The organism is Celeribacter sp. PS-C1 (genome assembly GCF_019429625.1).
Lineage (GTDB): Bacteria > Pseudomonadota > Alphaproteobacteria > Rhodobacterales > Rhodobacteraceae > Celeribacter.
The window spans coordinates 41,809-66,411 of record NZ_JAHXRW010000013.1 but is presented as its reverse complement, the minus strand read 5'-3'; the positions used below and the strand labels follow the sequence as shown (position 1 = coordinate 66,411).

The window sequence follows — 24,603 nt, the reverse complement described above, 5'->3', positions numbered from 1 at the left end:
CAGGAGAGAGACTATGAAAGACATCGTGACCGACGCCTTGATGACCAAAGAAGACGTGACCGCCCTCATCCTCATCGCCAAGAAGAAACAGGGGCTGAGCTGGGAAGGCATCGCCGCGACCATCGGCATGTCACCGGTGTTCACCCATTCCGCCTGCATGGGGATGAACACGTTTCCGATGGAGAAAGCCGAGGCCTTGGTCGCCGCGCTGAACCTGCCCGCCGAGGCGGCTGAGATTCTGGCGGACAGCCCGACAAAAGAGTGGACGCAAACCGTGCCGACCGATCCCTGCATCTATCGCTTCTACGAGATCGTCGGCGTCTATGGCCCGACGCTTAAGGCGTTGATCCATGAGAAATTCGGCGATGGCATCATGTCAGCGATTGATTTCGACATGTCCGTCGAACGAATTGAGAACCCGAAAGGCGACCGGGTCGAGGTCAAAATGTCCGGCAAATACCTACAATACAACGCGTGGTGAAGGGGGCAGACTTTCCAGGTCGGTCACAGCGCGCACAGTTACGTCTCACGGCCAACGGGGGGGGACTAGGGCCAGAGAACAGTGTCGCTAAGAAAGAAGATGGCTGGGGTGGTAGGAAGCCTTAGAGGTCGATGAACCTCTTCGGCTTTCTCGAACCGCTATGGTCTCTGGGGACTCTTCTGGGGCAGTTTAGGTATCTCGGGAGTCCTTTTCTGGAGATCTCGCTGCTTGGCCTCGTCCACGAAAAAGAAAGTAAAGTGTCCCCCCGGCGAACCCTGAGGCCCGCCGAGGAGTGTGTTAGCGGGGGATCCGATTGTAAATCACATAGTCCGCCAACCACGCCCAGTAGGCGGCAGCATCAGTGAACCCTTGGCGCTGGGCGGCGAGGTGTGTCAGTCACAGAAAAATTCATAAATGATCAAATATGATGTATCTGTTGGTAACTATGCGTTTTGAACAAGCAGATTTACGCCACATAGGGTTGTGAGTATGAGATACAAAGGGACGGGCAGAAACAGTCATTTGATAATGTCTGTCGCATACTTTGTAGCATCCGGGCTCTCGTTAATCGTCATTGCAAGAGTGTTCTACGAACCTGCGGCTGTTGTGTCCTATGAAAGAGACATCTGGCATCACTTGTCTGTTTTTCGAGAGCTAATTGCCTCTCCATTTCATGCGGCCAATCCGCATGTCGATACGATGGATCCGTCCCGCTCCTATACGCCTTGGTCCATTCTCGTTGCGATTATCACCCGCTCATTCGGCGGTGATGAATTCGATGCCATGCGTGTATCCGCCCTTGGGGCCATCGCGGTTATTTTAGGCGGAATACAGGTTTTTGCGCGTCAATATTGGAAAACACCCGTCGCACCCTTGGTCTTACTGGTCGCAATATTTGGCACATGGATAGAGCAAGTCGATCACACGGGATACACAACAATAAGAACCACGCTCTTTTCGGTTGCCTATCCTTATGCCCCCGTTATCGGGCTGTCGTTCTGGACATGGTGGGTTGCCTTGAAAAGCCTGAGGGGCAGCGTGCGGCTTCCAGTTCATATGTTCGCATTGGCTACTCTGACATTCATCATGTTGATTTCGCATCAGCTTCAGGGGCTGTTTGGTATTGGCATGACAGGTGCTTTTCTTCTTTTTGCACCCGGTGAAGCAACGTGGCGACACCGTTTTCTACTCAGCGCTAGCGTCTTCATTGGCTTGCTCCTGACACAGGTCTGGATCTATGGAAATCCTATTGCTTATGTGTTGAATGAAAATGTCCGTCATGGCCACGATGCAGTGCGCTTCCTGTCCTATGATTTTTCGTACGCTACCAAAATATTGTGGGTTCTGGGTCTCGGTTTAGTCGGGATATTGGGGTTCTTCGACTGGCATCGACGCCGCCTTAGATTGGAGCTCTTTCTACCCTTTCTCGTCGTCGGAACAGGCTTTGTAGTCCTGACATATGTTGAGAGTTGGGTTAATGTGCGCGTCCTTCCTTTTGTCGCGATTATTTTACAGCTAGGGCTGGTTTCTGCGATCCTCACGCCTTCCTCGAAGCGATATGTCACGATCTTCAAGAACGGAATATTAATCATTCTTCTTGGCACGCTCATCTATGGAATTCTGTACGGCACACACAAATATAATCGTGCGCGGACATTTCTTGAGACCGGCGAAGTTTCTCGACAACCCAAGACGTGGAGCGCGACAATCCTTAAAGCCACAGCTTTCGCCGAAACTCTTGTGCCCCGGGACAGCGTCGCGATCGCGCATCTTCAAACTGCGTTTCCAATCGAAGCCTCCTCTCTTTCCGTTGTCGCAATCCCGAGACTCTTTGCCGAAGTGCCTGACATGGCTGAACGAAAGGATGCCAATACGACCTTCTTTGATCATGGGATTTCTGTCGAAACCCGTTGCGCAATTTTGAAAAAATACGATGTGCGGCTGATTGTTTGGCGTGATGTGTGGTTGGAACCCGACATTTCTAACGATTTGGCGCTTTTCGGGAATGTGAGGGCCTATAACGACCTTCGCTTCATTGCCGCCGAAGAAAATGAATTTGCTATATGTGGCCAGGACGGCAACCATGACAACATGTGATCTAATTTCACGCATTTAATGCGCGACCAAGTGCATGTGTTGAGGGCGAGAGGGCGCAGTTGGGTTCAGAAGCATATTATTACGTTCTGTCCGCAGGAAGAACCGGGACCATGTTCTTGGAGACCCTGATCACGCGGCATTGTCCAGGCGTCACAGTTGAGCATGAGCCATCACCCTCGCGTTACGTGATGATGATGGGAAATCTTCGAAATGACTGGGGGATGCTGAAGGAGGCAACACGTTGGCTTGCCCGACATCACCAACAAAAAAATCACGGGAAAACTGGTAAGTATATCGAGATCAATCCGTTTTTGTGTCCCGTGACGGACCTTGTCGCGGAAAGTCCCGTTCCATTGCGCATCGTCCACATGATACGCTCTCCGGGCGCGTGGTCACAATCCATGACAACATTCAAGGCATCGGCACGTTACCGAAATGTTATTGACTATATTCCGTTCGCGAAACCCTTTCCTGTGCCTCGCCCGGAGGGATGGGCGCAACTGACTCCCTTTGCTAAAAACCTGCATCGCTGGAATTGGTGCAATGAACGTATTGCGGCGCTGGAGGCTGTTGCAGAAAGCTACATCCGCGTTCGGTGTGAAGATCTATTCTCTTCCAATCCCGAGATCAGCCGTCATACGACCTCACAAATATTCGACACTTTGGACATATCCCTCACGCATGAAATCTCTGCAGAAGAGTTTCGGCATCGTGTAAACATAGCGCCAAAGGGCGATGATCTTCGAGACCGTCGGCTCGAGCAGGCGATATGCGGAAAGACAGCTGCGGATTTAGGGTATGACCTCTAAGGGTGCACAGCTTTTGAAAGGAGGGGCGGTCAGCTTCACTTTGTTCGCCGTTCTGATGTGGCTCGCCCTACGGCAAGACCTTAATGTCGAGGAAATAAAACCCGTCTTCCTTCTCCCGTCAGTCGCGGCCTATGTATTTGTTTTGGTTGTTCGGGCGGCGATATTTTTCCTTACGGCACCAAAAAACACGGTTTTTCCTTTTCCGATATGGTTGTCGCTAACGGCTCGTCACCAGCTGGTGTTTATGTTTGCTCCCTCTGGTTTTGGGGATCTGTCCTTTCCTATTCTGGCCAAAAAGATGTTGGGACTGGATATGTTGCAGGCATCTCGCCTGATCGCAGAAACACGATTGCGAGACATCTGTGCGGTTTTGGGTTTCGGATGCCTAGGACTGAGTGCGACCGGTCACTTTGCTATTTTTACCTTTGCTGCGGCTATGGTCTGTTTGGTCGCTCTTTATTGGTCAGATCTATTCGCATCGACTGTCATAACCGTCCTTCAGCGATTTTGGCCGAGTGGAAAAAGGCGCAATGACACAGAAACGGTCTTTGGCGTCACCCAACCCTCAAAGAGCGTTATGGAACGCTTTCGCCTTATGGGACTGACGCTGGTCCTTTGGGGAAGCGCATCTCTCGGTATACTCGCGGGGTTTCACGCTGCTGGATATGCCATTGGGCTCCCAGAAAGTTGGATAATGTTGGCAGGTCTCAATGTCGCTGGCGCAATCGCAATTTCTCTGGCAGGTTTCGGCGTGGCGGAAGCAGGCGCGACAGGTGTATTGGTTTTTCTCGGCCTCCCACTTCCCGTTGCGGCGGGAATTGCGATCATCGCGCGGCCTCTGCTTTTAATCTCGAACAGTCTCGCGAGTGTACTCATTGAAATCATGACCAGAATGCTGGGAGTGAGCCAGTACAACAAATGATCCTAACCACTCTCTATCGCGTCACATCATCTGCTTCGGCCTTCTCCTTGGTGTCATCAACGCGATGTGCAGAACGGGAGCGCAAAACCTTAACTCGCGAAATTTGAGGGTAGATTGCGTTCCTCCTTGAAGCGGCAACATCGTGGTGAAGGAAACTCAAGAGCAGCTGAAAACCAATCAGGATTGGAAACGCACTAAGCATGACGGTTCCCGCCGTGGCCGGAATTCCAAGTCGTGCACTATCAATCCAATGCATGACACCAAAGATGGTACCCCAAAAAGAAAGGCAAAGGCCGAAGATGAGGCTCAGAGACGCTGTGCTGAAGTCTCGAAGGAAATAGTTATAGAATATCCTCTTTATCAGATTCCTCAGATGCAGGCCGGGAAACTTGAAAAGGGCATCCAATTCACTGAGCCCGCTTTGTTCTTCCCCATAGACGGCTTCCATCGGGACGTCCTGAACGCAGGCGCCCAATGTCCCAAGGCGGAACAAGATGTCACTTTCGAAAAAGTAGCGTTTGTGGAGTTTGTCTAGTGGTAGAATTTCTGCAACCGTCGCATGGATTGCCGTGAAGCCATTCGTCGGATCGAACAGGTGCCAGTGCCCCGAAGAAAGCTTGCTTAGAAACGACAGTCCCGCGTTGCCTATCAAGCGCACCGTCGGCATGCGCTGTACGCTTGAAATATCGAAAAAGCGATTTCCCTTAACATAGTCCGCTTTCCTCTGAACAATTGGCTCAATGAGTGCGGGGATCAAGCGAGGATCCATCTGGCCATCACTGTCGAGTTTGACGATAATTTCAGCGCCATTCGCAATCGCGGCTTTGTAGCCTGTTATCGTTGCCGCTCCGACCCCGCCATTGATCTCATGCGTCAATACTTGAACACGTGTGTCAGTTGAGGCGACAACCTCCAAAACCTCGGAAAGCCGATCCGGACTGGCGTCATTTACGCAAAAAATGTGACCTACACATGAGGGAATAGTCGCGACCACATCTGCAATAGTTTCAGCAGACTTGTAACAGGGGATTACAACAGCCACTAAAGGGAGCGCGTCATTGTTCATAATTCGAGTTTCCTTCGAATATGGGTACATCGAACTGTGCGTTCACATGCTCCGCACTCATAAGATGGCTGTCTTTCTATGCCGTCAACAATTTTGATCCCATGAGGGAAGGCTCGCCGACCTCAAATGATCGCATCTTTTTGTTGCATGTATCTTTGTTGAAACTGTGACCGAGAGAACAAAATGTCTTGACCAAAAATGAGCCCCTTTTGCCATTTGCAGAAAAAAGCATTTGGGGCCTGATCCAATGAAACATCTACGCGCCCTCGGCAGCCTTGCCGAGGGGGGCTTTATCTCCGCCACCAAAGGCCGTTATTCGCGCGCTAATCTGGATTGTGTCACCTAATCACCAAGTGGTTGCGGTGATCAACATGCTCTAGCGGCCCGTTAACATGGCCCGCCTTAGATCAGCAGCCCGACACGCTCGACACCCGTAGAAGGCACAGGGGCATAAAACAGGGGCATTTTCCGGCGGGGTTGGTCCGTCGGGTCTTGCTTCATTGATCTAGAGAAAGATGGCTGGGGTGGTAGGATTCGAACCTACGGTACACTGTACCAAAAACAGTTGCCTTACCACTTGGCTACACCCCAACGTGGGGCGCTAATTAGTCCGTCCCTGCGTCCTGTGCAACCCCTTTTTCGAGCCTTTTGTGAAAAACCTGAAAGACGGGGTTGCGAGGTAGGCTTGGCGGGGTGGGGCGCATGCTCTGACCGCCTGAAAAGAGAGGTGAAGACCTTCAGTTGTGCGCCTGTTCGGGGATCAATTTCCGAAATCGGCCAATGTGACGACGCCATCGCGGTTGCGGTCCATCCGAGCGAACCACTGTTTGCCGTTGTTGACGAATTCGTCGCGAGTCACGGTTCCGTCGCCGTTCAGATCATTGGACAGACGGGTCATCGAACCCTGCACGGCGTCTATCCCGGCGGCCATGCCCTTGCCGCGTTCGGGGCCCATTCCCTGACCTCTGCCGCCCTGTTGCGGGCCTTTGGGGGCCGCTGCCTGTCGGGCCGCCTGACCGGGGGTCATTCCGTAGTCTTCCATGTGCATTTGGCGGTCAAGCGCGCGGGTCTCATCGAACATTGCATACTCTTCGTCGTTGAGGTGCCCGTCTTCATCCGAGTCGAACATGTAAAACAGGTCTGCGCGCCGTTCCAACACTTCGGCGCGCGTCACTTGGCCGTTTTCGTCCAAGTCCCAGTTGGTCATGAATTGCGGTCCAAACCCCTGCGCAGACCCGACCTGTGCCTGAACAGCGAGGGGCAGCGCGGCAAGAAGACCGAGAGAAAAAGCAAAACGTTTCATCGTCCGTTCCTTTCGCATGTCATATGCAGATAGAACGGATCGGCGGCAGGTTTCCGTTTCGCCAAATTGTCGCAGGGGGAGCCGCGCTGAAACTGGGCGCGGCTGTGTGTCAGGCGGAGACCTGTTCGCGCAACACGGCTGCGGTGAGCGAGGCCAGAAGGTAGATGCCGGAAAACACCAGCATCGCCAAAAGCGTGTTCTCGAATTTGCGCGGATAGGTTGGCTCGTCGGGCGCGACGGGGCGCGAGGACAGCGACAGGTAACGCACCTGACGGTTGGCCTCCACTCGCGCCATCTCAAGCGCCTGAATGGCGGTGGCAGCCATCGCTTGACGCGTCGCCAGATCGACCTCGGCCATGCGCAATTCGGCGGTGATCCGGGCCAGAGAATCGGCGCCTTCGTTGGCTTGGGTCAGTTGCGCCCGCAGATCGGTGATCAGGTTCTCAAGACGGCGGATGTCCCCCTGTGTGCCCTCAACACGCGCCTGGTTCGGGCGGGGGTTGTCCAGAAGTTGTTGGAGCTGCAGACGCTTTTGTTGCACCTGCGTCTCGAAAGCCGAGACTTGCGACATAATCGAGGCGGTTTCCGCATCCGGCGAGATGATCCCCAGCTGTTCCTGCAGCCGCACGATCTTTTCCTGCGCCGCGATCATCTTGGCCTCTGTGTCGTCAAGGCTCTCGCGCGCACCCTTCATCTGATCTTCGCGCAGGCGCTGGGTCATCTGGTCGACCTGTTCCTCCGCGTAGGCGATCAGGTGATCGGAGAAGTCCTGCGAGACCTGCGGATCGGCGGCAACGACCTCCATCCGCAACAGGCCCTCTGTCGGGTCATAGCCGATGGTCACACGATCAAGATATACCTTGTAGGCCTCTTCATTGGTCGGGTTTTCCGGCAAGCGTTGCAGCGGGTCGATGGCGTCAGAGGCGAAATGTGCCTTGAACCCGGTGTCAGCATCGAGGCGGAGCATCGCATCGCGCGAGGTCAGGTAGTCCTGCACGGCGATGGAGTCCTGTGATGTGGCCAGAGGGCTTCCGGATAGAATGCCACCGAGGCCACTTCCAGCGGCAGATGGGGCTTCGGACTGCTGAATGATGAAGGCCGATTTGGTCGCATACATCGGCGTCGCCATGGTGTAGAAATAAATCCCTGCGAGGATCGTCGGAATGCCGACGAAAACCGCAAGTCGGGCGGCGAGCAGAGCCATCTTGCGGCGACGGCGTCGGGCGATGTCTTGCTGGATTTGCGAAATCTCGCCCTCGCGGGTCAACCGGTCGAGGATGTCTTTCGAGGGCAGGTTGGGTTTGTTGTCCACGGTCTTGGGCAGCTTCGGCCCCTCCGTCGTGGTCAATTCGCGCGACGGTTCCTTGCCCTCCGTGGTCACGAGATCGAGCATGGCACCGCGTTGGAACGGATCGATTCCGGCCTTGCGCAAAAGCCGCACTGCGTCGAAATCTGAGGTCGCCGCCAGCCCGTGTTTCTGCGCCACGCGCCGGGCGAGCCGCAATTGCCGTCCCGTCAGCCCCTCACGGCGGATTGCATCAATGTCCGCGTCGATGGCCGTTTCGTCGGCGGGGGTGATGTCACCATTGAGGACGTTGTCCTCAGTGCCTTGGCCGAGAGAGCGGGCCACGGATCCGCGCGGCGCCGTGCGGCGCCGGGGCTGGGCGCTGGTGTCTGCGGCGGCAGAGCCGGGAAAGGGCGCATCGCCAAATCCGTCGGCGCTGGCGCCCGTGTCGAACAGTTTGTCGTCATCGAGAATGTCCCCGGTTTTTACCTCGGAGGGGGCGGGGCTCTCGAGGCTCGGATCGTTCTCCCGCACAGAGGCTGCGCTCGTCTGAGACGAGGCGGCGGCGCGCGGTGTCCGGCGGACGCGGAATTTCTGGGCTTTAACCTTCGTAGTCATAGAGTGCCTTTGCCTCTTCCAGCGTGTCGAACATATAAAGCTGGCCGTTTCTGAGAACGGCGGCGGAACGACAGAATTTTTCCAATGTGGCGGCCTGATGAGAGACCACCACGATGGTGGTGCGCTCAAGCCGCTCGCGCAGGATGCTACCTGCTTTGCGGTTGAAATTGACATCCGCCGTCGAGGGCATGCCCTCGTCGATCAGATACATATCGAAATCAAGCGCCAACAACAGCGCGAAAGACAAGCGTGAGCGCATTCCGGCAGAGAATGTCGACACGGGCATTTCGAAATATTCGTCCAACTCGCAGAGCCAGCGGCAAAACGCCTCTACGTAATCGGGATCAAGATCGTAGAGCTCGGCGATGAAGCGAACGTTTTCGCGCGCGGTGTGTTTGCCGATCAGCCCACCCATGAAGCCCAAAGGAAAAGACACACGACAGCTGCGGCGAATTTCGCCCTCGTCGGGTTTCTCTAACCCGGACATCATATTGATGATCGTGGTTTTGCCCGTGCCGTTGGGGGCGAGAATGCCGAGGGAGTTGCCGATTTCGACACGAAAAGACGCGCGATCAAGGATCACCTTGCGCTGCTTGCCCGTCCAGAAGGACTTGCTGACATTGTCAAATTCGAGCATCTCTACGCGCCCTGATACTGCCTCAACACCCAACGTTTACATGGGGCTTCTTAATGGACTGTCTTACACGGCCATTTCGGCCAGAATATGTCGCCGCATCTGCGGCAAGAATGCTTTTGATCGCGCATATGTGGCAGGAAAGCGGCCAAATCGCAAGTTTGTAACCTTGGTGCAGAAACAGTAGCGCCTGCATATGGCTCTTTTACGCCGATTGTTTCTTAACGCCGCACAGCTTGCCCGCCACGATTGACACGATGGCTGCGAAGAATGAGAACAACGCGCCCATCTTGGCGGCGGCCTGAACCGGAGTGTCACCAAGCATGGCGTTGCCGTCAAAGGCGACGGCGGCGATGAACAGCGACACAGTAAAACCGATGGCCGCGACACAGCCGATCACGAAGAGATCAATCGTGCGCATCCCCGCAGGCAACCCAAGCTTGAGCGCATGCGCGGCAAAAGCGCCCATGACCAAAACGCCAAGAGGCTTGCCAATCAAAAGGCCCGCCAGCACAAGCCAGGTCGGATCGCCGATCGCATTGAATTCAACGCCCGCGTTCAGGAGGCCGAAGAAGAACAGGATGACCTCAACCGGGCCTTTGAGCTTGTGTTCAATGTCGTTCAACAGGTCATGAAGATGCTCTTCGGCGGCGGCAAAAATGCCGAAGGCGCGGTCGGCGTGCGGGATGGTCGGCACGATGGGCAAGAGGCCCAAAGCCGGGTGAATGCCCGCGCGCATGAAACCATACCAGGAAATACAACCTGCGATCAGATAGGGCCAGAAGGACAGGTGTTTGCGCATCCAAGTCGAGTTGGGCCGAAGCTGATTGCCCGCATCCATTTTGCGCGGCAGCCAGTTGGCGAAGACAAAGACCGCGACAGCAGCGGCCAACGACAGCAAAAGCCACTGCGGTCCAAGCTCACCCGTGGGGTAGAAAATCGCTAGAATAACGAGACCTGCGGCATCATCCGCGATGGCCAAAAGCAACAGGAACCGCACCGCCGGATGCCCCGCGCCAAATACCACGCGGCCCACCAGATAGGAAAAGGCGATGTCGGTGGCGGTCGGCACGGCCCAGCCGTTTTTCACCGCATCAAAGGTGTCGGACCCCATGAGCATCGCGAGGCCCAGATAGACCGCAATCGGCCCCAGCATCCCGCCAGAGGTCGCGATCAGCGGCGTGGCGGCTTTTTTTCCGCGCAGGCTGCCATTTTTGAGGATCACCGCTTCCCAGACCTCTTTTGCCGCAATGGCAAAGAAGAAGGCCATAAAGAGATCGTTGAACAGATAGTGCAGCGTCAATGTTCGGTGGACATGGCCGTGATCATCAATATGGGCGTGACCGATGAAGAAATTCTCGGCAATCGGGTATTCGACAAAAGCGTGGTAGGAATGCGCATCCACATTGGCCCAGATCAGCGCCAAAATCGCACCAAGGATCAAGAGGAGCGAATAGTTGGTAACAAAATTCCAGACCTTATACATGCTCAGCCCTTCTTAGCCCGATCCCGTCTGGGAGGCATCCGGAGGCCGGATGTTCGCCAAACCCTATAGTCGGGATAATTCAACTGGGCTTTCAGAGCAAGCGCGGGCCTCTTCTGGTCGCGCTCGCAGGGGGGTCAGAAGGCTGACCAGATCACCCCGGCGAGCACCGCGCCGATGAGGGCAAAGCCGATATAGGCCGCAAAGACGCGCGGTTTCACCAGCGCCCAGACGGCGACGGCCGCCGGGATGCAGGAAATGCCGCCCGCGATCATAAAGGACATGGCGGCGCCTTCGGCCATGCCTTGTGAGATCAGCCCGGACATGAGCGGCACGGCGGCAAACCCGTTGAGATAGGCGGGCGCGCCCACGACCGCGCCGATCAAGATCGGTTTAAGGCCCTCGCCGCCCATAACGGAGGCGATCACATTGGCGGGCAGGTAGGACAGCATCACACTTTCGAGCGCGTAAGCCACCAGCATCCATTTTCCGAGGAACAACAAGTTCTTGAGAAAGCTCGATTTGAAGGTCGCGATGCGATCCATGTCGCGCCAAAAACTCCAATTCGGCTTGCCACGCAGGCCTGAGGTGGCACAGCAAGAGGGCTTGTCGAAGGCCTTGAGCGGATCGGCAAACAAAGCGGTGCCGCCCAGTAGTTTTACGCCCAAGCCGCCCAAAAGTCCGATGCCCACGGCAGCCACGGTTTTGGCGATGGCGAAATCCATGCCCAACTCGCCCGCAGTGACAAAGAACATCGCCGGGTCCATCAGGGGCGAGGCGAGCCAAAAGGCCATGACGGCAGACAAAGGTACGCCCACGGCCAGCGAGGCGGCGATAAAGGGGATGACCTGACAGGAGCAAAAGGGCGAAATGCCCCCCACAAGCGCCGCCACAAAGATCATCTGCATCTCGCGGCCCTCAAACGCTCTGCTCAACAGGGTCTCTGCGCCCGTGGCCTGAACGTAGGCGGTGGCGAGAATGGCAAACAACAGGAATGGCGCCGCTTCCCACAGGGCTTCCAGCGTGAATTTGAAGGTCGGGAGCAGGTTTGTCGGATCAAAGATTACCACGGCCAAGAGCACCAGTCCGGTGACCAAAAGCGCCTTGTCGAGCCGCTTCCAAAGTTGCGGGAGGCGAGGCGGGCTCTGGGTGAGATCAGTCATTTCTCCGTTCCTTTCGGCAGGTCTCGGTCACAGCGATCCTCGGGTGCGCAATCGGCACAGCATTCGCCCAAAAGACCGGTGAGCTGGCTTTGCAGCTGGTCGTAATCGGCGGCGATGCAGATCACCGAGCGGCCTTGTTTCTCCTGTTTCACGACGCCAACGGCGGCGAGCGTTTTCATGTGATGGGTCAGCGTCGCGCCGGTGATGCCGGTGCGATTGCCCAACTCGCCGATGGACAGCCCCTTTGGCCCCGCCCTCAAGAGGGTGCGCAGAACCATGAGACGTTGCTCGGACCCCAGCGCTGAAAACAGGCTAGCGGCTTCAGCCAAAGATAGGTCATCAAACTGTGGCGAGAGGTGTGGAGCGGACATGAGGGTCTCCGGCATAGGATGTGATTCATTTCTATATTTCTAAAAATATCAAAATGAGTCAAGTGGCCAATCATGCGCCCTCGCGCTACAACCCCAGAATGACACTCGCTCATGACATCCAAAACTGTCGCCTCTGCGCAGATCGCTTTGCCGCCACGGCCACGCGACACAGCCCGCGTCCGGTGGTTTGGTTCCGCCCCACGGCGCGCATCCTGATCGCGGGACAGGCCCCCGGCGCGCGGGTGCATGAGAGCGGGCGGCCCTTTACCGATGCCTCGGGCGAGCGGCTGCGCACGTGGTTGGGGTTGGATGAGGCAACGTTTTATGACCGCGACCGCATCGCCATCGTGCCGATGGGTTTTTGCTTTCCGGGCTACGATGCCAAGGGATCGGACCTGCCGCCGCCCGCGCTCTGTCGCGACACATGGCATGACAAGGTGATGGCGGAGCTGACCGATCTGGAGCTGATCCTGTCCGTGGGCCTCCACGCGATCCGTTATCATACGGGTCACAAAGGCAGTCTGACCAAGGCCGTGACCCACTGGCGCGCGCATGCGCCGCGTCTCTTTCCCTTGCCTCATCCGTCCTGGCGCAATACGGCTTGGCTCAGGAAAAATCCGTGGTTCGAGGCCGAGCTATTGCCGGACCTGCGCGCCCGTATCCAAATGCTGTTGTGAGAGATGAGATGACCGAACAGACCCCGATTGATCTGGCCCATGCCGCCATGCAGGCTGCTCCCGACGATGACAACGCGCGTCTGCGGTTTTTTGAACGGGTGGCCGATGGCGAATGGTTCCTGCTTTTGGAGGAGGAACATGACGGCGAAGGCCCGATCTCGCCGCGTGTCTTTCCGGTCGAGGCGGATAATTTCGTGCTGGCCTTTGACCGCGAGCAACGTCTGGCGGAATTCGCGGGCCATGCGCCCTATGCCGCTATGTCGGGGCGGGTTTTGGCGGAAATGCTGGCGGGGTCGGGCTATGGCCTGGGGCTAAACCTGTCCGTGGCGCCGTCTGAAATGCTTTTGCCGGGGGCGGCGGTCGATTGGCTGCATGCGACCCTGGGCAATGCGCCCACCGAGGGCCATGGCAAAGCCGAAGAGATTTTCCCGCCTGCAGGTCTTCCCGAAGCGCTGATCGTGGCTCTGGATGCCAAACTGGCGATCGCGGGCGGACTGGCGAAGCTCGTTTATCTCGCAGGGGTGAAATACGAAGATGGGGTGCGCTCGCACCTTTTGGCCTTCGTGGATCAAATTCCCGGCGCGGAAGATGCCTTGGCGAAACTTGTCTCCGAGGCGCTGATTTTTTCGGGCGTCGAGGCGGGCGCCTTGGATGTCGCGTTTTTCAAATCCTCCGATCCGCTCTGTGCGCCTTTGGCGCGCTTTGGCCTGCGTTTCGATTTGCCGGAGCCTGAACCGATCTCGACCGGACCGTCGGCGCCGGGGATGGACCCGAATTCGCCGCCGAAACTGCGGTGATGTGAGTCTTTATCGCAACAAAGGAAACGCAAGCGCGAAGTGCGAGGGGGCGGGTCAGTACCCTGCGCTGCGGTCCACGAGGTGCAGCAGCGGTTCACCCGCCTCAGAGCGTCTGATGTTTTCCGCAATGACGCCGGAAGCGGTGTCGGCGCGGGTTTCGGCGGCGATATGCGGCGTGACCGTGACGTTGGGATGCGCCCAATATGGATGATCCGCGGGCAGGGGCTCGGTGCGGAAGACGTCGAGTGTGGCGTGGTCGATCTGACCGCTGTCCAAAGCCGCCAAAAGCGCAACGTCGTCAATCAGAGTGCCGCGCCCCGGATTCACGATACGCGCGCCCTTGAGCATCAGCGCAAGCGTGTCGGCGTTCAAAGTGTTTTGGGTTGCCGGCGTGTCGGGCAGGAGTGTGACGAGGATCTCGGCGGTGCTCAGCGCCTGAGCGAGGCCATCGGGGCCGTGGAGGCACGTGAGACCGTCAATCTCTTTGGGGCGCCGAGACCAGCCCGTGACGTTAAAGCCAAGTTGCGCAAGGGCCACAGCACAGGTCCGGCCCAATTCTCCAAGGCCTAGAATTGTCACCGAGCGGTCCTTGGCCAGCGGCGGCGTGATATGATCCCATTGGCCGTTCAGTCCGTGGATATGACGATCCATGCCGAGGTGATAGCGCATCACATGGCCGACGACATAATCCCGCATCCCAAGCGCCAGACCGGGATCGACCATGCGGCAGAGCGGCTGGGTGAGCGTCGCATTGGGGGCGATTTTCTCGACCCCGGCCCAGAGGCTTAAGACGGCTTTGGTGTTTGCGTAGGGGGTGAAATCCTTGAGCACGTCATTGGGGGCATAGACGATGTAGTCGACCTCTTCCGGGGGGGCCGCGCGGGTGAGACGGGCCTTGAGGCCGGCGTGTTTCAGGGCTTGTGGCAGCACGGCTTCATAGGCGGGCCAAATCCGGTCGGGCGCGGAAAACAGCAGGGTCAGCGTCATCTTAAATCATCTTTTGCTGCGGGGGCGGTGCACATGCGCCGATTGCAGGATGCCGAAAGCCGCCAAGAGCACCAGCATCGCCGAGCCACCATAGGACACGAGCGGCAAAGGCACCCCCACGACGGGCATCAGGCCCATCACCATCGACATGTTCACGGCGAAGAAGAGGAAAAACGTTGCGGCGATCCCGATGGTCACAAGCGCGCCGAAACGGTCCTTGTTGTTCATCGCGGAGACCAGACAAAAGACGATGATCCCAGCGTAAAGCGCCAAAAGCGAGAAGGCGCCGATAAAGCCGAATTCCTCAGCCAATGTGGTGAAGATAAAGTCGGTGTGCTTTTCGGGCAGGAAGTTCAAACGCGATTGCGTGCCCTGCATGAACCCGCGCCCGGTCCAGCCGCCGGAGCCAAGCGCGATCTTGGCCTGTGTGATGTGATAGCCTGCCCCCAGAGGGTCGGCGGAGGGGTCGAGGAAAGTGTCGATGCGGCGATATTGGTAGTCGTTGAGCAACTGCCACGGCGTGCCGCGTGAGGCGAAAACGGCGGTGATCAGGCCTGCGAAAAGCGCGATGACGACACCGAAATAGATCCAGCTCACACCCGCCGCAAACATCACGATGGCGCCGCCCGCGACCAAGAGAATTGAGGTGCCGAGGTCGGGTTGTTTGAGCACGAGGAAGGTTGGCACAAGGATCAGAACGACGGGGATTAGGACCCACAAGGGCCGCGAGACTTTCTCCAAAGGCAGCCAGTCATAATAGGCCGCTAACAGCATCACGAGAGAGATTTTCATCAATTCGGAGGGTTGAAGTTTGATTGGGCCAAGATCGATCCAACGCTGCGCGCCCATGCCGACGTGGCCGAAAAATTCCACGAAAATCAAAAGCATGAAGGAAAAGATATAGGCCAGACCCGCGATGTTCCGCCAAAACCAGATGGGCACCATGGCGATCATCAGCATCGCCACCATGCCAAGCGCAAAGCGTTTCATCTGCGGCTCTGCCCAAGGCTGAAACGAGCCGCCTGCGTTGGAATAGAGCATCAGAAAGCCGACGGAAGCGACAGCGGAGAGCAACAGCACGAGCGCCCAGTTGACATAAAGTACCTTTGAGATGCCCGTGGGCGTCGTCTTGAGCGTGCTTTCGAGATAGCTCATGCTTGGCTCCTCTCGTCGCTCTCCACGTCATTGCCGATCAGGGGCAGGGTGCGGAAGCGCTCGCGGATCGTGTTGCGCTGCGAGCTCGGGTAGGATTCCATCGGCGGCACAGCACCATGGAGTGCGAACAGCATCAGGTCGCGTGCGATAGGTGCGGCAACAGAGGAGCCGCCGCCGCCATGTTCGACCACCACGGAAATGGCGTAGCGCGGCGCATCATAGGGGGCAAACGCGACGAACAGCGCATGGTCTCGCTCTTCCCAAGGCACGTTGTTGTTGTTCACCACGGTCGAGCGCACCTGCGAGGTCCCGGTCTTGCCCGCCATGCGCAGGGTCTCATCGGCGATCCGCGAGGCGTAGGCCGTGCCGCGATTGGAGTTCGAGACTTCGAACATGCCCTGACGCACGGCGCGCAACATGTTTTCGTTGAGGCCCAAGTCGCCGCCGCCCTGAACAGGTTGTTCGACCCCGTCGATGGAGCGCACGATGCGCGGGATCACTTCGCGGTTGGTGGCGATCCGGGCGGTCATCACAGCAAGCTGCATCGGCGTTGCCAAGACAAACCCCTGACCGATGGAGGCGTTGAGGCTGTCGCCGACGACCCAATCTGCACCGCGATTGGCCAGTTTCCATTGTTTGTCCGGCATGAGACCCGAGTTGATCCCGGAGAGCGGCAGATCGTAGGTCTGCCCGAGGCCGAGACGCCGCCCCATCGCCGCGATTTGATCGATGCCTGCGCGCTGGGCCATCTCGTAATAATAGACGTCGCAGGAATGGCGCAGCGAGCCGACGAGGTTCACGTTGCCATGGCCCGCACGTTTCCAGCAATGGAACCGCCGCCCGCCAACTTCCGTATGGCCAAGACAGCGCACGGTCTCGTCGGGCGTGGTCACCTCCGCCTCAAGTGCGGCCATTGCGGTTACCATTTTAAAGGTGGAGCCGGGGGGATAGGCGCCTTGCACGGATTTCGCGGGCAGGGGCCGGTGGTCGTTTTCCAAGAGCGCGTTGTAATCCGGCACGGAAATGCCGCGCACAAACAGGTTCGGATCAAACGCAGGGGTCGATCCCGCGGCGATGATGTCGCCGGTTTGCACGTCGATCACCACGGCGGCGGCACTCTCGGCACCCAGACGCGCTTGAACGAAGTTCTGCACTTTGTGATCGACGGTCAGCTGCACATTCGCGCCGGGCTGGCCCTCTTGGCGGTCCAGCTCGCGGATGATCCGGGCGTGCACGTTCTGCTCGACACGTCTGAGCCCGGCCTTGCCCTTGAGTGTGTCTTCGAGTTTTGCTTCGATGCCGAATTTGCCAAGTTGGAATTTCGGAATTTTGTAGACCGGATCGACCGTGTCCATCCGGGAAATGTCATAGCTGGACACCGGACCGACGTAGCCGACGAGGTGTGCGAAATCACTGTGCAGCGGGTAGTAGCGCGACAGGCCGACCTCGGGCGTGACCCCTGGTAGCGCGGGGCCATTGGCGGAGACGAGAGAGAAATCCTCCCAACTTAGTCGATCCGCGATGATCACGGGGGCGGAGGGGCCGGCTTTTTTAAGCTCGTCACGTACGCGCGCCTGATCTTCGGCGGTGATGCCGATCAACTCTTGGAGTTTGATGAGAACGGCATCCAATTCGGCGGCGTCTTCTTTGCGGATCACAACTCGAAGCGTCTGTTCGTTCTCGGCCAAAAGCGCGCCGTTTCGGTCGTAAATCAACCCGCGTGCGGGCGCTAAAAGGAAATCGCGAATGCGATTTTCCTCGGCCAAAAGTCGGAACGTGTCGGCCTGATCGACCTGAAGATAGCGCATGCGCAGGCCCAAAGCGCCCATGAAGGCCACCTGAGAACCGCCCAGAAATAGGGCGCGGCGGGTGATCTTGCGCGAGGAGGCGGCGTTTTCCGTAGGCGTTCGTTTCATCGCACATACCTCATCTCATCGGCCTCAGACGGCGTGATCTTGGCGATGCCAAGTCCGTAATGGGAAATGGCAATAACGATAGGATAACTCAAGATGGTCGAAATTTGTCCCAAAATGGCCAGCCCCAGAGAGGTTTGATCCACCATGAAAATCGCGAGGCTGAGGCGATAGGTCACCGCCATCGCCAGCATAACACCGGCCACCATCGCCCATTCGATGGCAAAGGGCAGATCGCGCGAGGTCGGTTCGCGGCTGCGCAGGAATTCGAGGCCCATGATGCTGAGCGCGGCCCATAGGCCCGGCGGGCGCAGAAAGATGAAATCGGCCAAAAGCAGCACAGGGGCCAATAGAAACACCGGCACATAGTCGGGGCGTCTGAGGACCCAGGCAAAGGCAAAGGCGAGGATCAGATCCGGGCCCGGCCAGCGACCGGAGCCGACTTGCAAGGGCAAGAGGTAGAAAAACGTCGCTAGAGCGGTGATCCCAAGGAAAACACCGCGGAAAGACCAGGTGCGCACCGTGCGGGGATCAACCATTCTCGGCCTCCGCGCTTTGCTCTGCGTCGTCGACCGTCTCGGCGTCAGGCAGCGGACTATCCCGCTCCGGGAGGATCAGCGCGCCGGGGTCCGTGATGCGTTCGCTCTCATGGGTGCGCAAGACGCGCAGGTAGTCCATGCGTTCGTAATCCGCGGCCAAAATGACGCGCAGACGCCGGTCCGGGCCTTTGGCGACTTGACCGATCAGAATGCCCGGCGGAAACACCCCGCCATCGCCAGAGGAAATCACCCGGTCGCCGGGACGGACCAGTTCGGGTGTCTCGATGAAATCGAGCGAGGGGCGGATGGAGTTGTCACCCGAAAGGATGGCGCGCTGGCCTGAAGGCTGGATCGTCACCGGCAGGCGGGAGTTGCTATCGGTCAAGAGAATCACCCGCGCGGTGTTCTGTCCGACACCAGAGATACGCCCAACGAGGCCGATCCCGTCCATCGTGGCCCAGCCGTCCATGATCCCGTCACGCGCGCCGACGTTCAACAGTACGGATTGGCGAAACGGAGAGCCGCTGTCGGCCATCACAACGCCGGTCACATAGGTGTAGCGCGGGTCGATCCGCACCTTATTCAAATCCAGAAGTTTGGCGTTTTTCTGTTCCAGCTGAAGCGCGGCTTCTTTCCAGGCCTGCATCTGGCGCAGCTCGTTGCGCAGCTCCTGGTTTTGATCGTAAAGCCTTTGATAGCTTTGGAAATTCTCGATCATTCCGATGGTTTTGGTGACCGGAATTAAGGCCCATTCAAACGAAGGCACCACCTTGTCGACCAAGCCCGCACGGAGCCGTTCGACCCGTGGGCTGTCGATGCGCCAGAGGATAAAGAGACCGAGAAAGCACAAGAGCATGATCCCGATCAGCAAACGCCGGATCGGGCGGACATAGGTTTCCGAATTGCCCTTGTTTCTGGCCATCTATCCTCCGGGTCCGCGCGCCGGACATCCCGCCAGACATTTTACTGGGGATGCGCCCGAAAGGCGCAGGTCCTCAGCTGTCGTAGTCAATAACGTGCCGGAGTTGTTTCTCATATTCCAGCGCTTTGCCAGTGCCCAGAGCCACACAATTGAGTGACTCGTCGGCCACCGAAATGGCAAGGCCGGTCTGTTCGCGCAGCGCCAGATCCAATTCGCCCAAAAGCGCGCCACCGCCCGTCAGCATCACGCCACGGTCGACGATGTCGGCGGCGAGATCCGGCGGAGTGGTTTCCAAAGCGGTCATCACCGCTTCGCAGATTTGTTGCACCGGCTCGGCCAGCGCTTCGGCAACCTGCGCCTGGTTGATCTCAATCTCTTTCGGCACGCCGTTCAACAGGTCGCGCCCGCGAATGGTCAGCACAGAGCCACGGCCATCGTCGGGCATCCGTGCGGTGCCGATGGTGGTCTTGATGCGCTCGGCGGTGCCTTCGCCGATCAAAAGGTTCTGCTGGCGGCGCAGGTAGGCGATGATGGCGTCATCCATCCGGTCGCCGCCGACACGCACGGAGCGCGCGTAAACGATGTCGCCCAGAGACAGAACAGCCACCTCGGTGGTGCCGCCGCCGATGTCCACGACCATGTTGCCGGTCGGATCGGTGATCGGCATGCCCGCGCCGATGGCCGCTGCGATCGGTTCGGCGATCAGCCCGGCCTTGCGCGCACCGGCGGAGAGCACGGACTGACGGATTGCGCGTTTCTCGACGGGGGTGGCGCCATGCGGCACGCAGACGATGATCTTCGGCTTGGAGAAGGTGGTGCGTTTGTGAACTTTGCGAATGAAATGTTTGATCATTTCCTCGGCGGTGTCGAAGTCGGCGATCACACCTTCGCGCATCGGGCGAATGGCTTCGATGGAGCCGGGGGTTTTGCCGAGCATGTGTTTGGCGTCTTCGCCGACGGCCAGCACCTGTTTGCGTCCGTCTTTGACGTGATAGGCCACAACGGAGGGTTCATTGAGGATGACGCCCTTGCCTTTGACGTAGACCAGCGTGTTCGCCGTGCCCAAGTCGATTGCCATGTCGGAAGAGAAAAGTCCCGCAAATCCTGCCATTGTGTGCCCCGTGTGTGCCCCGTATGCCCCGTCTAACCAAAAAGGCCAGCCGCAAAGGGGAGAATCCCCCCGTATCGGCAGACTTATAGGGGGCGCTTTGGCTGTGGAAAAGGGGGGGCTTGGGCTGGGCTTGGCGAAGACTTGCTCAAATTCGGGCGTCGCTCACGAAAAAGGCGCCCGGTGGGCGCCTTTTGACAGTCATGCAACGGAATGCCGCCTTTGATCAGCTGGCGTCAGTGTATTTGATCTCGCGCACATCCGCGTTCGGTGCGGTTTTGCCGCGGCGCACGATCAGGCGGTTCAGTGCGTTGACATAGGCCTTGGCAGAGGCAAACACCGTATCCGTGTGTGAGCTTTGCCCGGTGGAGATCAAACCGTCCTCTTCCATCCGCACCATAACGGTCGCCTGCGCGTCGGTGCCTTCGGTCACGGCCTGCACCTGATAGAGCTGCAAGCGCGCCTGAGTCGGGTAGAGGGTTTTGATCGCTTTGAAGGTCGCGTCCACCGGACCGTCGCCCTCAACTGTGCAATGGCTTTCGACGCCATTGATTTCAAGGATGATGTCGGCGGTTTGCGGCGCCTCAGACCCACAGATCACGCGCAGATGCTTGATCTTGATGACCTCGTTCTGGCTGTCGGCACCTGTGGCCTGCATCAGCGCGACGATGTCATCATCCAGCACTTCCTTCTTGCGATCCGCCAACTCTTTGAAGCTGACGAACAGGTCTTTGAGCTGGTTGTCGCCCAGCGTGTAGCCCAGTTCTTCGAGCTTGGCGCGCAGTGCGGCGCGGCCGGAGTGTTTGCCCAAGGGCAGGGAGGTGCCCGAGAGACCTACGTCCTGCGGGCGCATGATTTCGAAGGTTTCCTTGTTCTTCAGCATGCCATCCTGGTGGATGCCGGACTCATGAGCAAAGGCGTTTTTGCCGACGATGGCCTTGTTCGGCTGCACCGGGAAACCGGAGACCTGCGACACGCGACGCGAGATGTTCATGATCTTCGTCGTGTCGATGCCGGTGGTGAAGGGCATCACATCGTTGCGCACCTTGAGCGCCATGACGACCTCTTCGAGTGCGGTGTTGCCCGCGCGTTCGCCCAGACCGTTGATTGTGCATTCGATCTGACGTGCGCCTGCTTCGACGGCGGCCAGCGAGTTGGCGGTCGCCATGCCCAGATCGTTGTGACAGTGGGTTGCAAAGATGATCTCGTCAGCACCCGGCACGCGCTCCAACAGCATACGGATGATGTCGGCGCTTTCGCGCGGCGTGGTGTAGCCCACTGTGTCGGGGATGTTGATGGTGGTCGCACCCGCCTTGATCGCAATCTCAACGACGCGGCAGAGATAATCGTGCTCGGTGCGGATCGCATCCATCGGCGACCATTGCACGTTGTCCGTCAGGTTGCGGGCGTGGGTCACGGTCTCGTGGATCTTGTCCGCCATCTCGTCCATCGTCAGCGCCGTGATGTCGCGGTGCAGGGGCGAGGTGCCGATAAAGGTGTGAATGCGGGGACGGGCCGCGTGGCGCACGGCTTCCATGCAGCGGTCGATGTCGCGTAGGCTGGCGCGCGCCAAGCCACAGATCACCGAGTTCTTGGAGTTTTTCGCGATGTCGGTGACCGCTTCGAAATCGCCCTCGGAGGCAATCGGAAAACCCGCCTCGATGATGTCCACGCCCATCTCGTCGAGCATGGCGGCAATCTCGAGCTTCTCATTGTGGCTCATGGTTGCGCCGGGGGATTGTTCGCCGTCGCGCAGGGTCGTGTCGAAAATCAGGACGCGGTCCTGCTTGGTTGTCTCGGTCATTTTGAAATCTCTCTTTTAGTCCTTAGCGTTTCTCTCCGGCGCATGCGGTCACCTCTGAGCATCGCGCCGTCGGCACGCTCAGAGGCAGCTAAGAAGGAGGAGGCCACGACGAAGCGCCGCACCGGAGTGCGGGGGCAAGGCAGAATGGCATGCCGCGATATGTGTCGTGCTCGTCATGGGGTCGGAATATACTCCGCGCGGGCGGCTTGAAAACCCCAAAAATCCAAAAGTCTGATTTTGAACCATATTCGGCAGAGCGGCGTAATGTCTCTGAGAGGATAGAGATATGAAAGCATTGGTCATAGGCGCCTCAGGCGGGATCGGCGCGGCAGTCTGTCATAGTTTCACGGACCAGGGGATGGCGGTCACCGGCCTGTCGCGGCGCGAAGACGGGCTGGACGTCACCGATCCCGACAGCGTGGCGGCGCATCTTGGAGCCCTCGAAGGTCCGTTCGAGCGCGTTGTGATTGCCACCGGGAAACTCGAAGGGGCAGGGGCGCCGCCGGAGAAATCCTTGCGGGCGCTGAGCGCCGAGGCGCTGCGCGATCAATTCGCGACCAATGCCATCGGCCCGGCTTTGATCCTGCGCGAATTGCCCCGGCTCTTGCCGAAAGATGCGCCCTCGGTGGTGGCCGTTCTGACCGCGCGTGTGGGCTCCATCGGCGACAATCACTTGGGTGGCTGGTACAGCTACCGCGCGGCGAAGGCGGCGGCCAATCAATTGACCCGCACGGCGGCTATCGAGATCGCGCGCGGTCACAAACAGGCCTGCCTCATCGCCTATCACCCCGGCACGGTGGCCACCAAATTCACCGAAGGCTACAGCCGTGACAAGTTGAGCCCGGAGGGAGCCGCCGGTCATCTGATCGACGTCATGGCGGCGCGGGAGCCGCAAGACACGGGGCGGTTTTTCGACTGGAAAGGGCAGGAGGTGCCCTGGTGAGCCGTGTCATCCTGATCCTCGGCGATCAGCTTTCTTCTGAGATGTCGTCGCTCAAAGAAGGCGATAAGGCGCGCGATCTGGTCGTCATGGCGGAGGTCGCCGCAGAGACCGATTACGTCGCGCATCACCCGAAAAAGATCGCGCTGATCTTTGCCGCCATGCGCCATTTCGCCGAAGAGCTGCGCGCCGCGGGCTGGCAGGTGGCCTACACAAAGCTCGACGATGAGGACAATACGCAGTCGCTTTTGGGCGAAGCACGACGTCGGGCGCAAGGCCACGGCGCGGATGAGATTGTCATGACAGAGGCCGGGGAATGGCGATTGCGCTTAGAGGCCGAGGAAAGCGCGATACCTGTGCGGCAATTGCCCGATACGCGGTTCATCGCGACGGAACAGGAGTTCGCCGATTGGGCTGAAGGGCGCAAGGCGCTTCGGATGGAATATTTTTACCGTGAAATGCGGCGCAAAACCGGGCTTCTGATGGACGGCGACGCGCCCTCTGGTGGGCAATGGAACTTCGACCACGACAATCGCAAACCCGCGTCTGACGACCTGTTCCGGATCAAGCCTCTGACGTTCAAGCCGGACGAGATCACCCGCAAGGTCCTCGATCTGGTCGAGGCGAAGTTTGGTGAGAACTTCGGAGAGCTGCGCCCGTTCTCTTATGCGGTGACGCGCAAGGACGCCGAATGTGCGCAGCAGCATTTCCTTGATCATCATTTGCAGGACTTCGGCACCTATCAGGATGCGATGCTCTCGAATGACCGCGTGCTGCATCACTCGCTTTTGTCAGCCTATCTCAACATCGGCCTCTTGGACCCTTTAGAACTCTGCCGCGCGGTCGAGCAACGCTACCGCGATGGCAAAGTGCCGATCAACTCCGCCGAAGGCTTCATCCGGCAAATCCTCGGCTGGCGCGAATATGTCCGTGGGCTCTATTTTCTCAAAGGCCCCGACTATCCGCACCAGAACAAACTCAATCATCAACGTGGCCTTCCTGCGCTCTACTGGGGCGCTGAGACCAGGATGAATTGCCTGTCGCACGCGGTCGCCCAGACCCGCGAAGACGCCTATGCCCACCACATTCAGCGCCTCATGGTCACCGGCAACTTCGCGCTTTTGGCCGGGGTCAATCCGAAGGAGGTGCATGAGTGGTATCTGGCGGTTTACATCGACGCCTTCGAGTGGGTCGAAGCGCCCAATACGGTGGGGATGAGCCAATTTGCCGATGGCGGGGTGATCGCGTCCAAACCCTATATTTCCTCGGGCAATTACATCCACAAGATGTCGGATTATTGTGGTGACTGCGCCTATGCGGTGACGAAGAAGACGGGGGAGGGGGCCTGTCCATTCAACCTCTTGTATTGGCATTTCCTCGACCGCCACCGTGAGCGGTTCAAAGGCAATCCGCGTATGGGGCAGATGTATCGGACTTGGGATCGGATGGATGAGGACAAACGCCAAACGATACGAAAAGAGGCGGCCGCATTTCTGGACCGCCTCTCGAATGGGGAAACTGTTTAGCGT

Annotated in this window: 22 protein-coding genes and 1 tRNA gene; 8 read left to right on the top strand and 15 right to left on the bottom strand. The window is 58.2% G+C overall.

Annotated elements, in window-relative coordinates; translation table 11 throughout:
• Positions 1–13: 13 nt before the first annotated feature.
• The 4 genes from cynS to J5Y17_RS16330 all read left to right on the top strand — a co-directional run bounded on the left by cynS (position 14) and on the right by J5Y17_RS16330 (position 4,309).
• Complete coding sequence (cynS, locus tag J5Y17_RS16345) at positions 14–481, top strand: cyanase (protein ID WP_219786608.1); 468 nt, start codon at positions 14–16, stop codon at positions 479–481.
• A 528-nt stretch (positions 482–1,009) separates the two neighbouring features.
• Positions 1,010–2,578: a hypothetical protein gene (locus J5Y17_RS16340; protein ID WP_219786606.1), complete on the top strand. Its 1,569-nt coding sequence runs from the start codon at positions 1,010–1,012 to the stop codon at positions 2,576–2,578.
• Positions 2,579–2,688: 110 nt separating this feature from the next.
• Positions 2,689–3,387 (top strand): hypothetical protein, encoded by a 699-nt coding sequence (locus J5Y17_RS16335; RefSeq protein ID WP_219786604.1) that lies wholly within the window; start codon positions 2,689–2,691, stop codon positions 3,385–3,387.
• Entirely contained in the window at positions 3,377–4,309 is a 933-nt protein-coding gene (locus J5Y17_RS16330) for a lysylphosphatidylglycerol synthase domain-containing protein (protein WP_219786603.1), read from the top strand. Before J5Y17_RS16335 ends, J5Y17_RS16330 begins: the two co-directional genes overlap by 11 nt.
• A gap of 13 nt (positions 4,310–4,322) precedes the next feature.
• Here J5Y17_RS16330 and J5Y17_RS16325 read toward each other — a convergent pair whose 3' ends face one another.
• The 8 genes from J5Y17_RS16325 to J5Y17_RS16290 form a co-directional block, all read right to left on the bottom strand.
• Positions 4,323–5,375 carry a glycosyltransferase family 2 protein gene (locus tag J5Y17_RS16325; protein WP_219786601.1) on the bottom strand — a complete coding sequence of 351 codons (1,053 nt, stop codon included), beginning with the start codon at positions 5,373–5,375 and terminating at the stop codon, positions 4,323–4,325.
• A 516-nt stretch (positions 5,376–5,891) separates the two neighbouring features.
• A tRNA-Gln gene (locus J5Y17_RS16320) sits at positions 5,892–5,966 on the bottom strand.
• A 169-nt stretch (positions 5,967–6,135) separates the two neighbouring features.
• Positions 6,136–6,678 (bottom strand): EF-hand domain-containing protein, encoded by a 543-nt coding sequence (locus tag J5Y17_RS16315; RefSeq protein ID WP_219786599.1) that lies wholly within the window; start codon positions 6,676–6,678, stop codon positions 6,136–6,138.
• Positions 6,679–6,787: 109 nt separating this feature from the next.
• Positions 6,788–8,581: a capsule biosynthesis protein gene (locus tag J5Y17_RS16310; protein WP_219786597.1), complete on the bottom strand. Its 1,794-nt coding sequence runs from the start codon at positions 8,579–8,581 to the stop codon at positions 6,788–6,790.
• Complete coding sequence (locus tag J5Y17_RS16305) at positions 8,565–9,218, bottom strand: ABC transporter ATP-binding protein (RefSeq protein ID WP_219786595.1); 654 nt, start codon at positions 9,216–9,218, stop codon at positions 8,565–8,567. The genes J5Y17_RS16310 and J5Y17_RS16305 overlap by 17 nt, the downstream gene beginning before the upstream one ends.
• A gap of 202 nt (positions 9,219–9,420) precedes the next feature.
• Complete coding sequence (locus J5Y17_RS16300) at positions 9,421–10,701, bottom strand: Na+/H+ antiporter NhaA (protein ID WP_219786593.1); 1,281 nt, start codon at positions 10,699–10,701, stop codon at positions 9,421–9,423.
• 134 nt (positions 10,702–10,835) lie between these two features.
• Entirely contained in the window at positions 10,836–11,861 is a 1,026-nt protein-coding gene (locus J5Y17_RS16295; RefSeq protein WP_219786591.1) for a permease, read from the bottom strand.
• Positions 11,858–12,232, bottom strand: a complete 375-nt coding sequence (locus tag J5Y17_RS16290) for a helix-turn-helix transcriptional regulator (RefSeq protein ID WP_219786589.1) — start codon at positions 12,230–12,232, stop codon at positions 11,858–11,860. Before J5Y17_RS16290 ends, J5Y17_RS16295 begins: the two co-directional genes overlap by 4 nt.
• Before the next feature lie 98 nt (positions 12,233–12,330).
• On the opposite strand from J5Y17_RS16290, the gene J5Y17_RS16285 reads away from it, so the two are divergent.
• Together J5Y17_RS16285 and J5Y17_RS16280 are read left to right on the top strand one after the other, a co-directional pair.
• The gene (locus tag J5Y17_RS16285; RefSeq protein ID WP_219786682.1) at positions 12,331–12,909 is read left to right on the top strand and encodes a uracil-DNA glycosylase family protein; all 579 of its coding nucleotides are present in this window, start codon (positions 12,331–12,333) and stop codon (positions 12,907–12,909) included.
• Between the two features lie 8 nt (positions 12,910–12,917).
• The gene (locus tag J5Y17_RS16280; protein ID WP_219786587.1) at positions 12,918–13,706 is read left to right on the top strand and encodes an SseB family protein; all 789 of its coding nucleotides are present in this window, start codon (positions 12,918–12,920) and stop codon (positions 13,704–13,706) included.
• 54 nt (positions 13,707–13,760) lie between these two features.
• On the opposite strand, the gene J5Y17_RS16275 is transcribed toward J5Y17_RS16280, so the two are convergent.
• From J5Y17_RS16275 to J5Y17_RS16245, 7 genes are all read right to left on the bottom strand, one after another.
• Complete coding sequence (locus tag J5Y17_RS16275; RefSeq protein ID WP_219786585.1) at positions 13,761–14,693, bottom strand: glyoxylate/hydroxypyruvate reductase A; 933 nt, start codon at positions 14,691–14,693, stop codon at positions 13,761–13,763.
• 6 nt (positions 14,694–14,699) lie between these two features.
• Positions 14,700–15,848, bottom strand: a complete 1,149-nt coding sequence (rodA, locus tag J5Y17_RS16270; RefSeq protein ID WP_219786583.1) for a rod shape-determining protein RodA — start codon at positions 15,846–15,848, stop codon at positions 14,700–14,702.
• On the bottom strand, positions 15,845–17,764 hold the full coding sequence (mrdA, locus tag J5Y17_RS16265) for a penicillin-binding protein 2 (protein WP_219786581.1): 1,920 nt from the start codon (positions 17,762–17,764) through the stop codon (positions 15,845–15,847). Before mrdA ends, rodA begins: the two co-directional genes overlap by 4 nt.
• The gene (locus tag J5Y17_RS16260; protein ID WP_219786579.1) at positions 17,761–18,300 is read right to left on the bottom strand and encodes a rod shape-determining protein MreD; all 540 of its coding nucleotides are present in this window, start codon (positions 18,298–18,300) and stop codon (positions 17,761–17,763) included. The genes mrdA and J5Y17_RS16260 overlap by 4 nt, the downstream gene beginning before the upstream one ends.
• Positions 18,293–19,222 (bottom strand): rod shape-determining protein MreC, encoded by a 930-nt coding sequence (gene mreC / locus J5Y17_RS16255; RefSeq protein WP_219786577.1) that lies wholly within the window; start codon positions 19,220–19,222, stop codon positions 18,293–18,295. The genes J5Y17_RS16260 and mreC overlap by 8 nt, the downstream gene beginning before the upstream one ends.
• Before the next feature lie 73 nt (positions 19,223–19,295).
• Entirely contained in the window at positions 19,296–20,333 is a 1,038-nt protein-coding gene (locus tag J5Y17_RS16250; RefSeq protein WP_219786575.1) for a rod shape-determining protein, read from the bottom strand.
• Positions 20,334–20,556: 223 nt separating this feature from the next.
• Positions 20,557–22,134: a 2-isopropylmalate synthase gene (locus J5Y17_RS16245; RefSeq protein ID WP_219786573.1), complete on the bottom strand. Its 1,578-nt coding sequence runs from the start codon at positions 22,132–22,134 to the stop codon at positions 20,557–20,559.
• A gap of 286 nt (positions 22,135–22,420) precedes the next feature.
• Between J5Y17_RS16245 and J5Y17_RS16240 the strand changes: the two genes are divergently transcribed.
• On the top strand, positions 22,421–23,077 hold the full coding sequence (locus tag J5Y17_RS16240; protein ID WP_219786571.1) for an SDR family NAD(P)-dependent oxidoreductase: 657 nt from the start codon (positions 22,421–22,423) through the stop codon (positions 23,075–23,077).
• The gene (locus tag J5Y17_RS16235) at positions 23,071–24,600 is read left to right on the top strand and encodes a cryptochrome/photolyase family protein (protein WP_255572165.1); all 1,530 of its coding nucleotides are present in this window, start codon (positions 23,071–23,073) and stop codon (positions 24,598–24,600) included. The genes J5Y17_RS16240 and J5Y17_RS16235 overlap by 7 nt, the downstream gene beginning before the upstream one ends.
• Positions 24,601–24,603 lie beyond the last annotated feature (3 nt).

Coding starts and splice junctions, on each gene's coding strand:
- cynS (WP_219786608.1), top strand. CDS start 14: ATGAAAGACATCGTGACCGACGCCTTGATGACCAAAGAAGACGTGACC.
- J5Y17_RS16340 (WP_219786606.1), top strand. CDS start 1,010: ATGTCTGTCGCATACTTTGTAGCATCCGGGCTCTCGTTAATCGTCATT.
- J5Y17_RS16335 (WP_219786604.1), top strand. CDS start 2,689: ATGTTCTTGGAGACCCTGATCACGCGGCATTGTCCAGGCGTCACAGTT.
- J5Y17_RS16330 (WP_219786603.1), top strand. CDS start 3,377: ATGACCTCTAAGGGTGCACAGCTTTTGAAAGGAGGGGCGGTCAGCTTC.
- J5Y17_RS16325 (WP_219786601.1), bottom strand. CDS start 5,375: ATGAACAATGACGCGCTCCCTTTAGTGGCTGTTGTAATCCCCTGTTAC.
- J5Y17_RS16315 (WP_219786599.1), bottom strand. CDS start 6,678: ATGAAACGTTTTGCTTTTTCTCTCGGTCTTCTTGCCGCGCTGCCCCTC.
- J5Y17_RS16310 (WP_219786597.1), bottom strand. CDS start 8,581: ATGACTACGAAGGTTAAAGCCCAGAAATTCCGCGTCCGCCGGACACCG.
- J5Y17_RS16305 (WP_219786595.1), bottom strand. CDS start 9,218: ATGCTCGAATTTGACAATGTCAGCAAGTCCTTCTGGACGGGCAAGCAG.
- J5Y17_RS16300 (WP_219786593.1), bottom strand. CDS start 10,701: ATGTATAAGGTCTGGAATTTTGTTACCAACTATTCGCTCCTCTTGATC.
- J5Y17_RS16295 (WP_219786591.1), bottom strand. CDS start 11,861: ATGACTGATCTCACCCAGAGCCCGCCTCGCCTCCCGCAACTTTGGAAG.
- J5Y17_RS16290 (WP_219786589.1), bottom strand. CDS start 12,232: ATGTCCGCTCCACACCTCTCGCCACAGTTTGATGACCTATCTTTGGCT.
- J5Y17_RS16285 (WP_219786682.1), top strand. CDS start 12,331: ATGACACTCGCTCATGACATCCAAAACTGTCGCCTCTGCGCAGATCGC.
- J5Y17_RS16280 (WP_219786587.1), top strand. CDS start 12,918: ATGACCGAACAGACCCCGATTGATCTGGCCCATGCCGCCATGCAGGCT.
- J5Y17_RS16275 (WP_219786585.1), bottom strand. CDS start 14,693: ATGACGCTGACCCTGCTGTTTTCCGCGCCCGACCGGATTTGGCCCGCC.
- rodA (WP_219786583.1), bottom strand. CDS start 15,848: ATGAGCTATCTCGAAAGCACGCTCAAGACGACGCCCACGGGCATCTCA.
- mrdA (WP_219786581.1), bottom strand. CDS start 17,764: ATGAAACGAACGCCTACGGAAAACGCCGCCTCCTCGCGCAAGATCACC.
- J5Y17_RS16260 (WP_219786579.1), bottom strand. CDS start 18,300: ATGGTTGATCCCCGCACGGTGCGCACCTGGTCTTTCCGCGGTGTTTTC.
- mreC (WP_219786577.1), bottom strand. CDS start 19,222: ATGGCCAGAAACAAGGGCAATTCGGAAACCTATGTCCGCCCGATCCGG.
- J5Y17_RS16250 (WP_219786575.1), bottom strand. CDS start 20,333: ATGGCAGGATTTGCGGGACTTTTCTCTTCCGACATGGCAATCGACTTG.
- J5Y17_RS16245 (WP_219786573.1), bottom strand. CDS start 22,134: ATGACCGAGACAACCAAGCAGGACCGCGTCCTGATTTTCGACACGACC.
- J5Y17_RS16240 (WP_219786571.1), top strand. CDS start 22,421: ATGAAAGCATTGGTCATAGGCGCCTCAGGCGGGATCGGCGCGGCAGTC.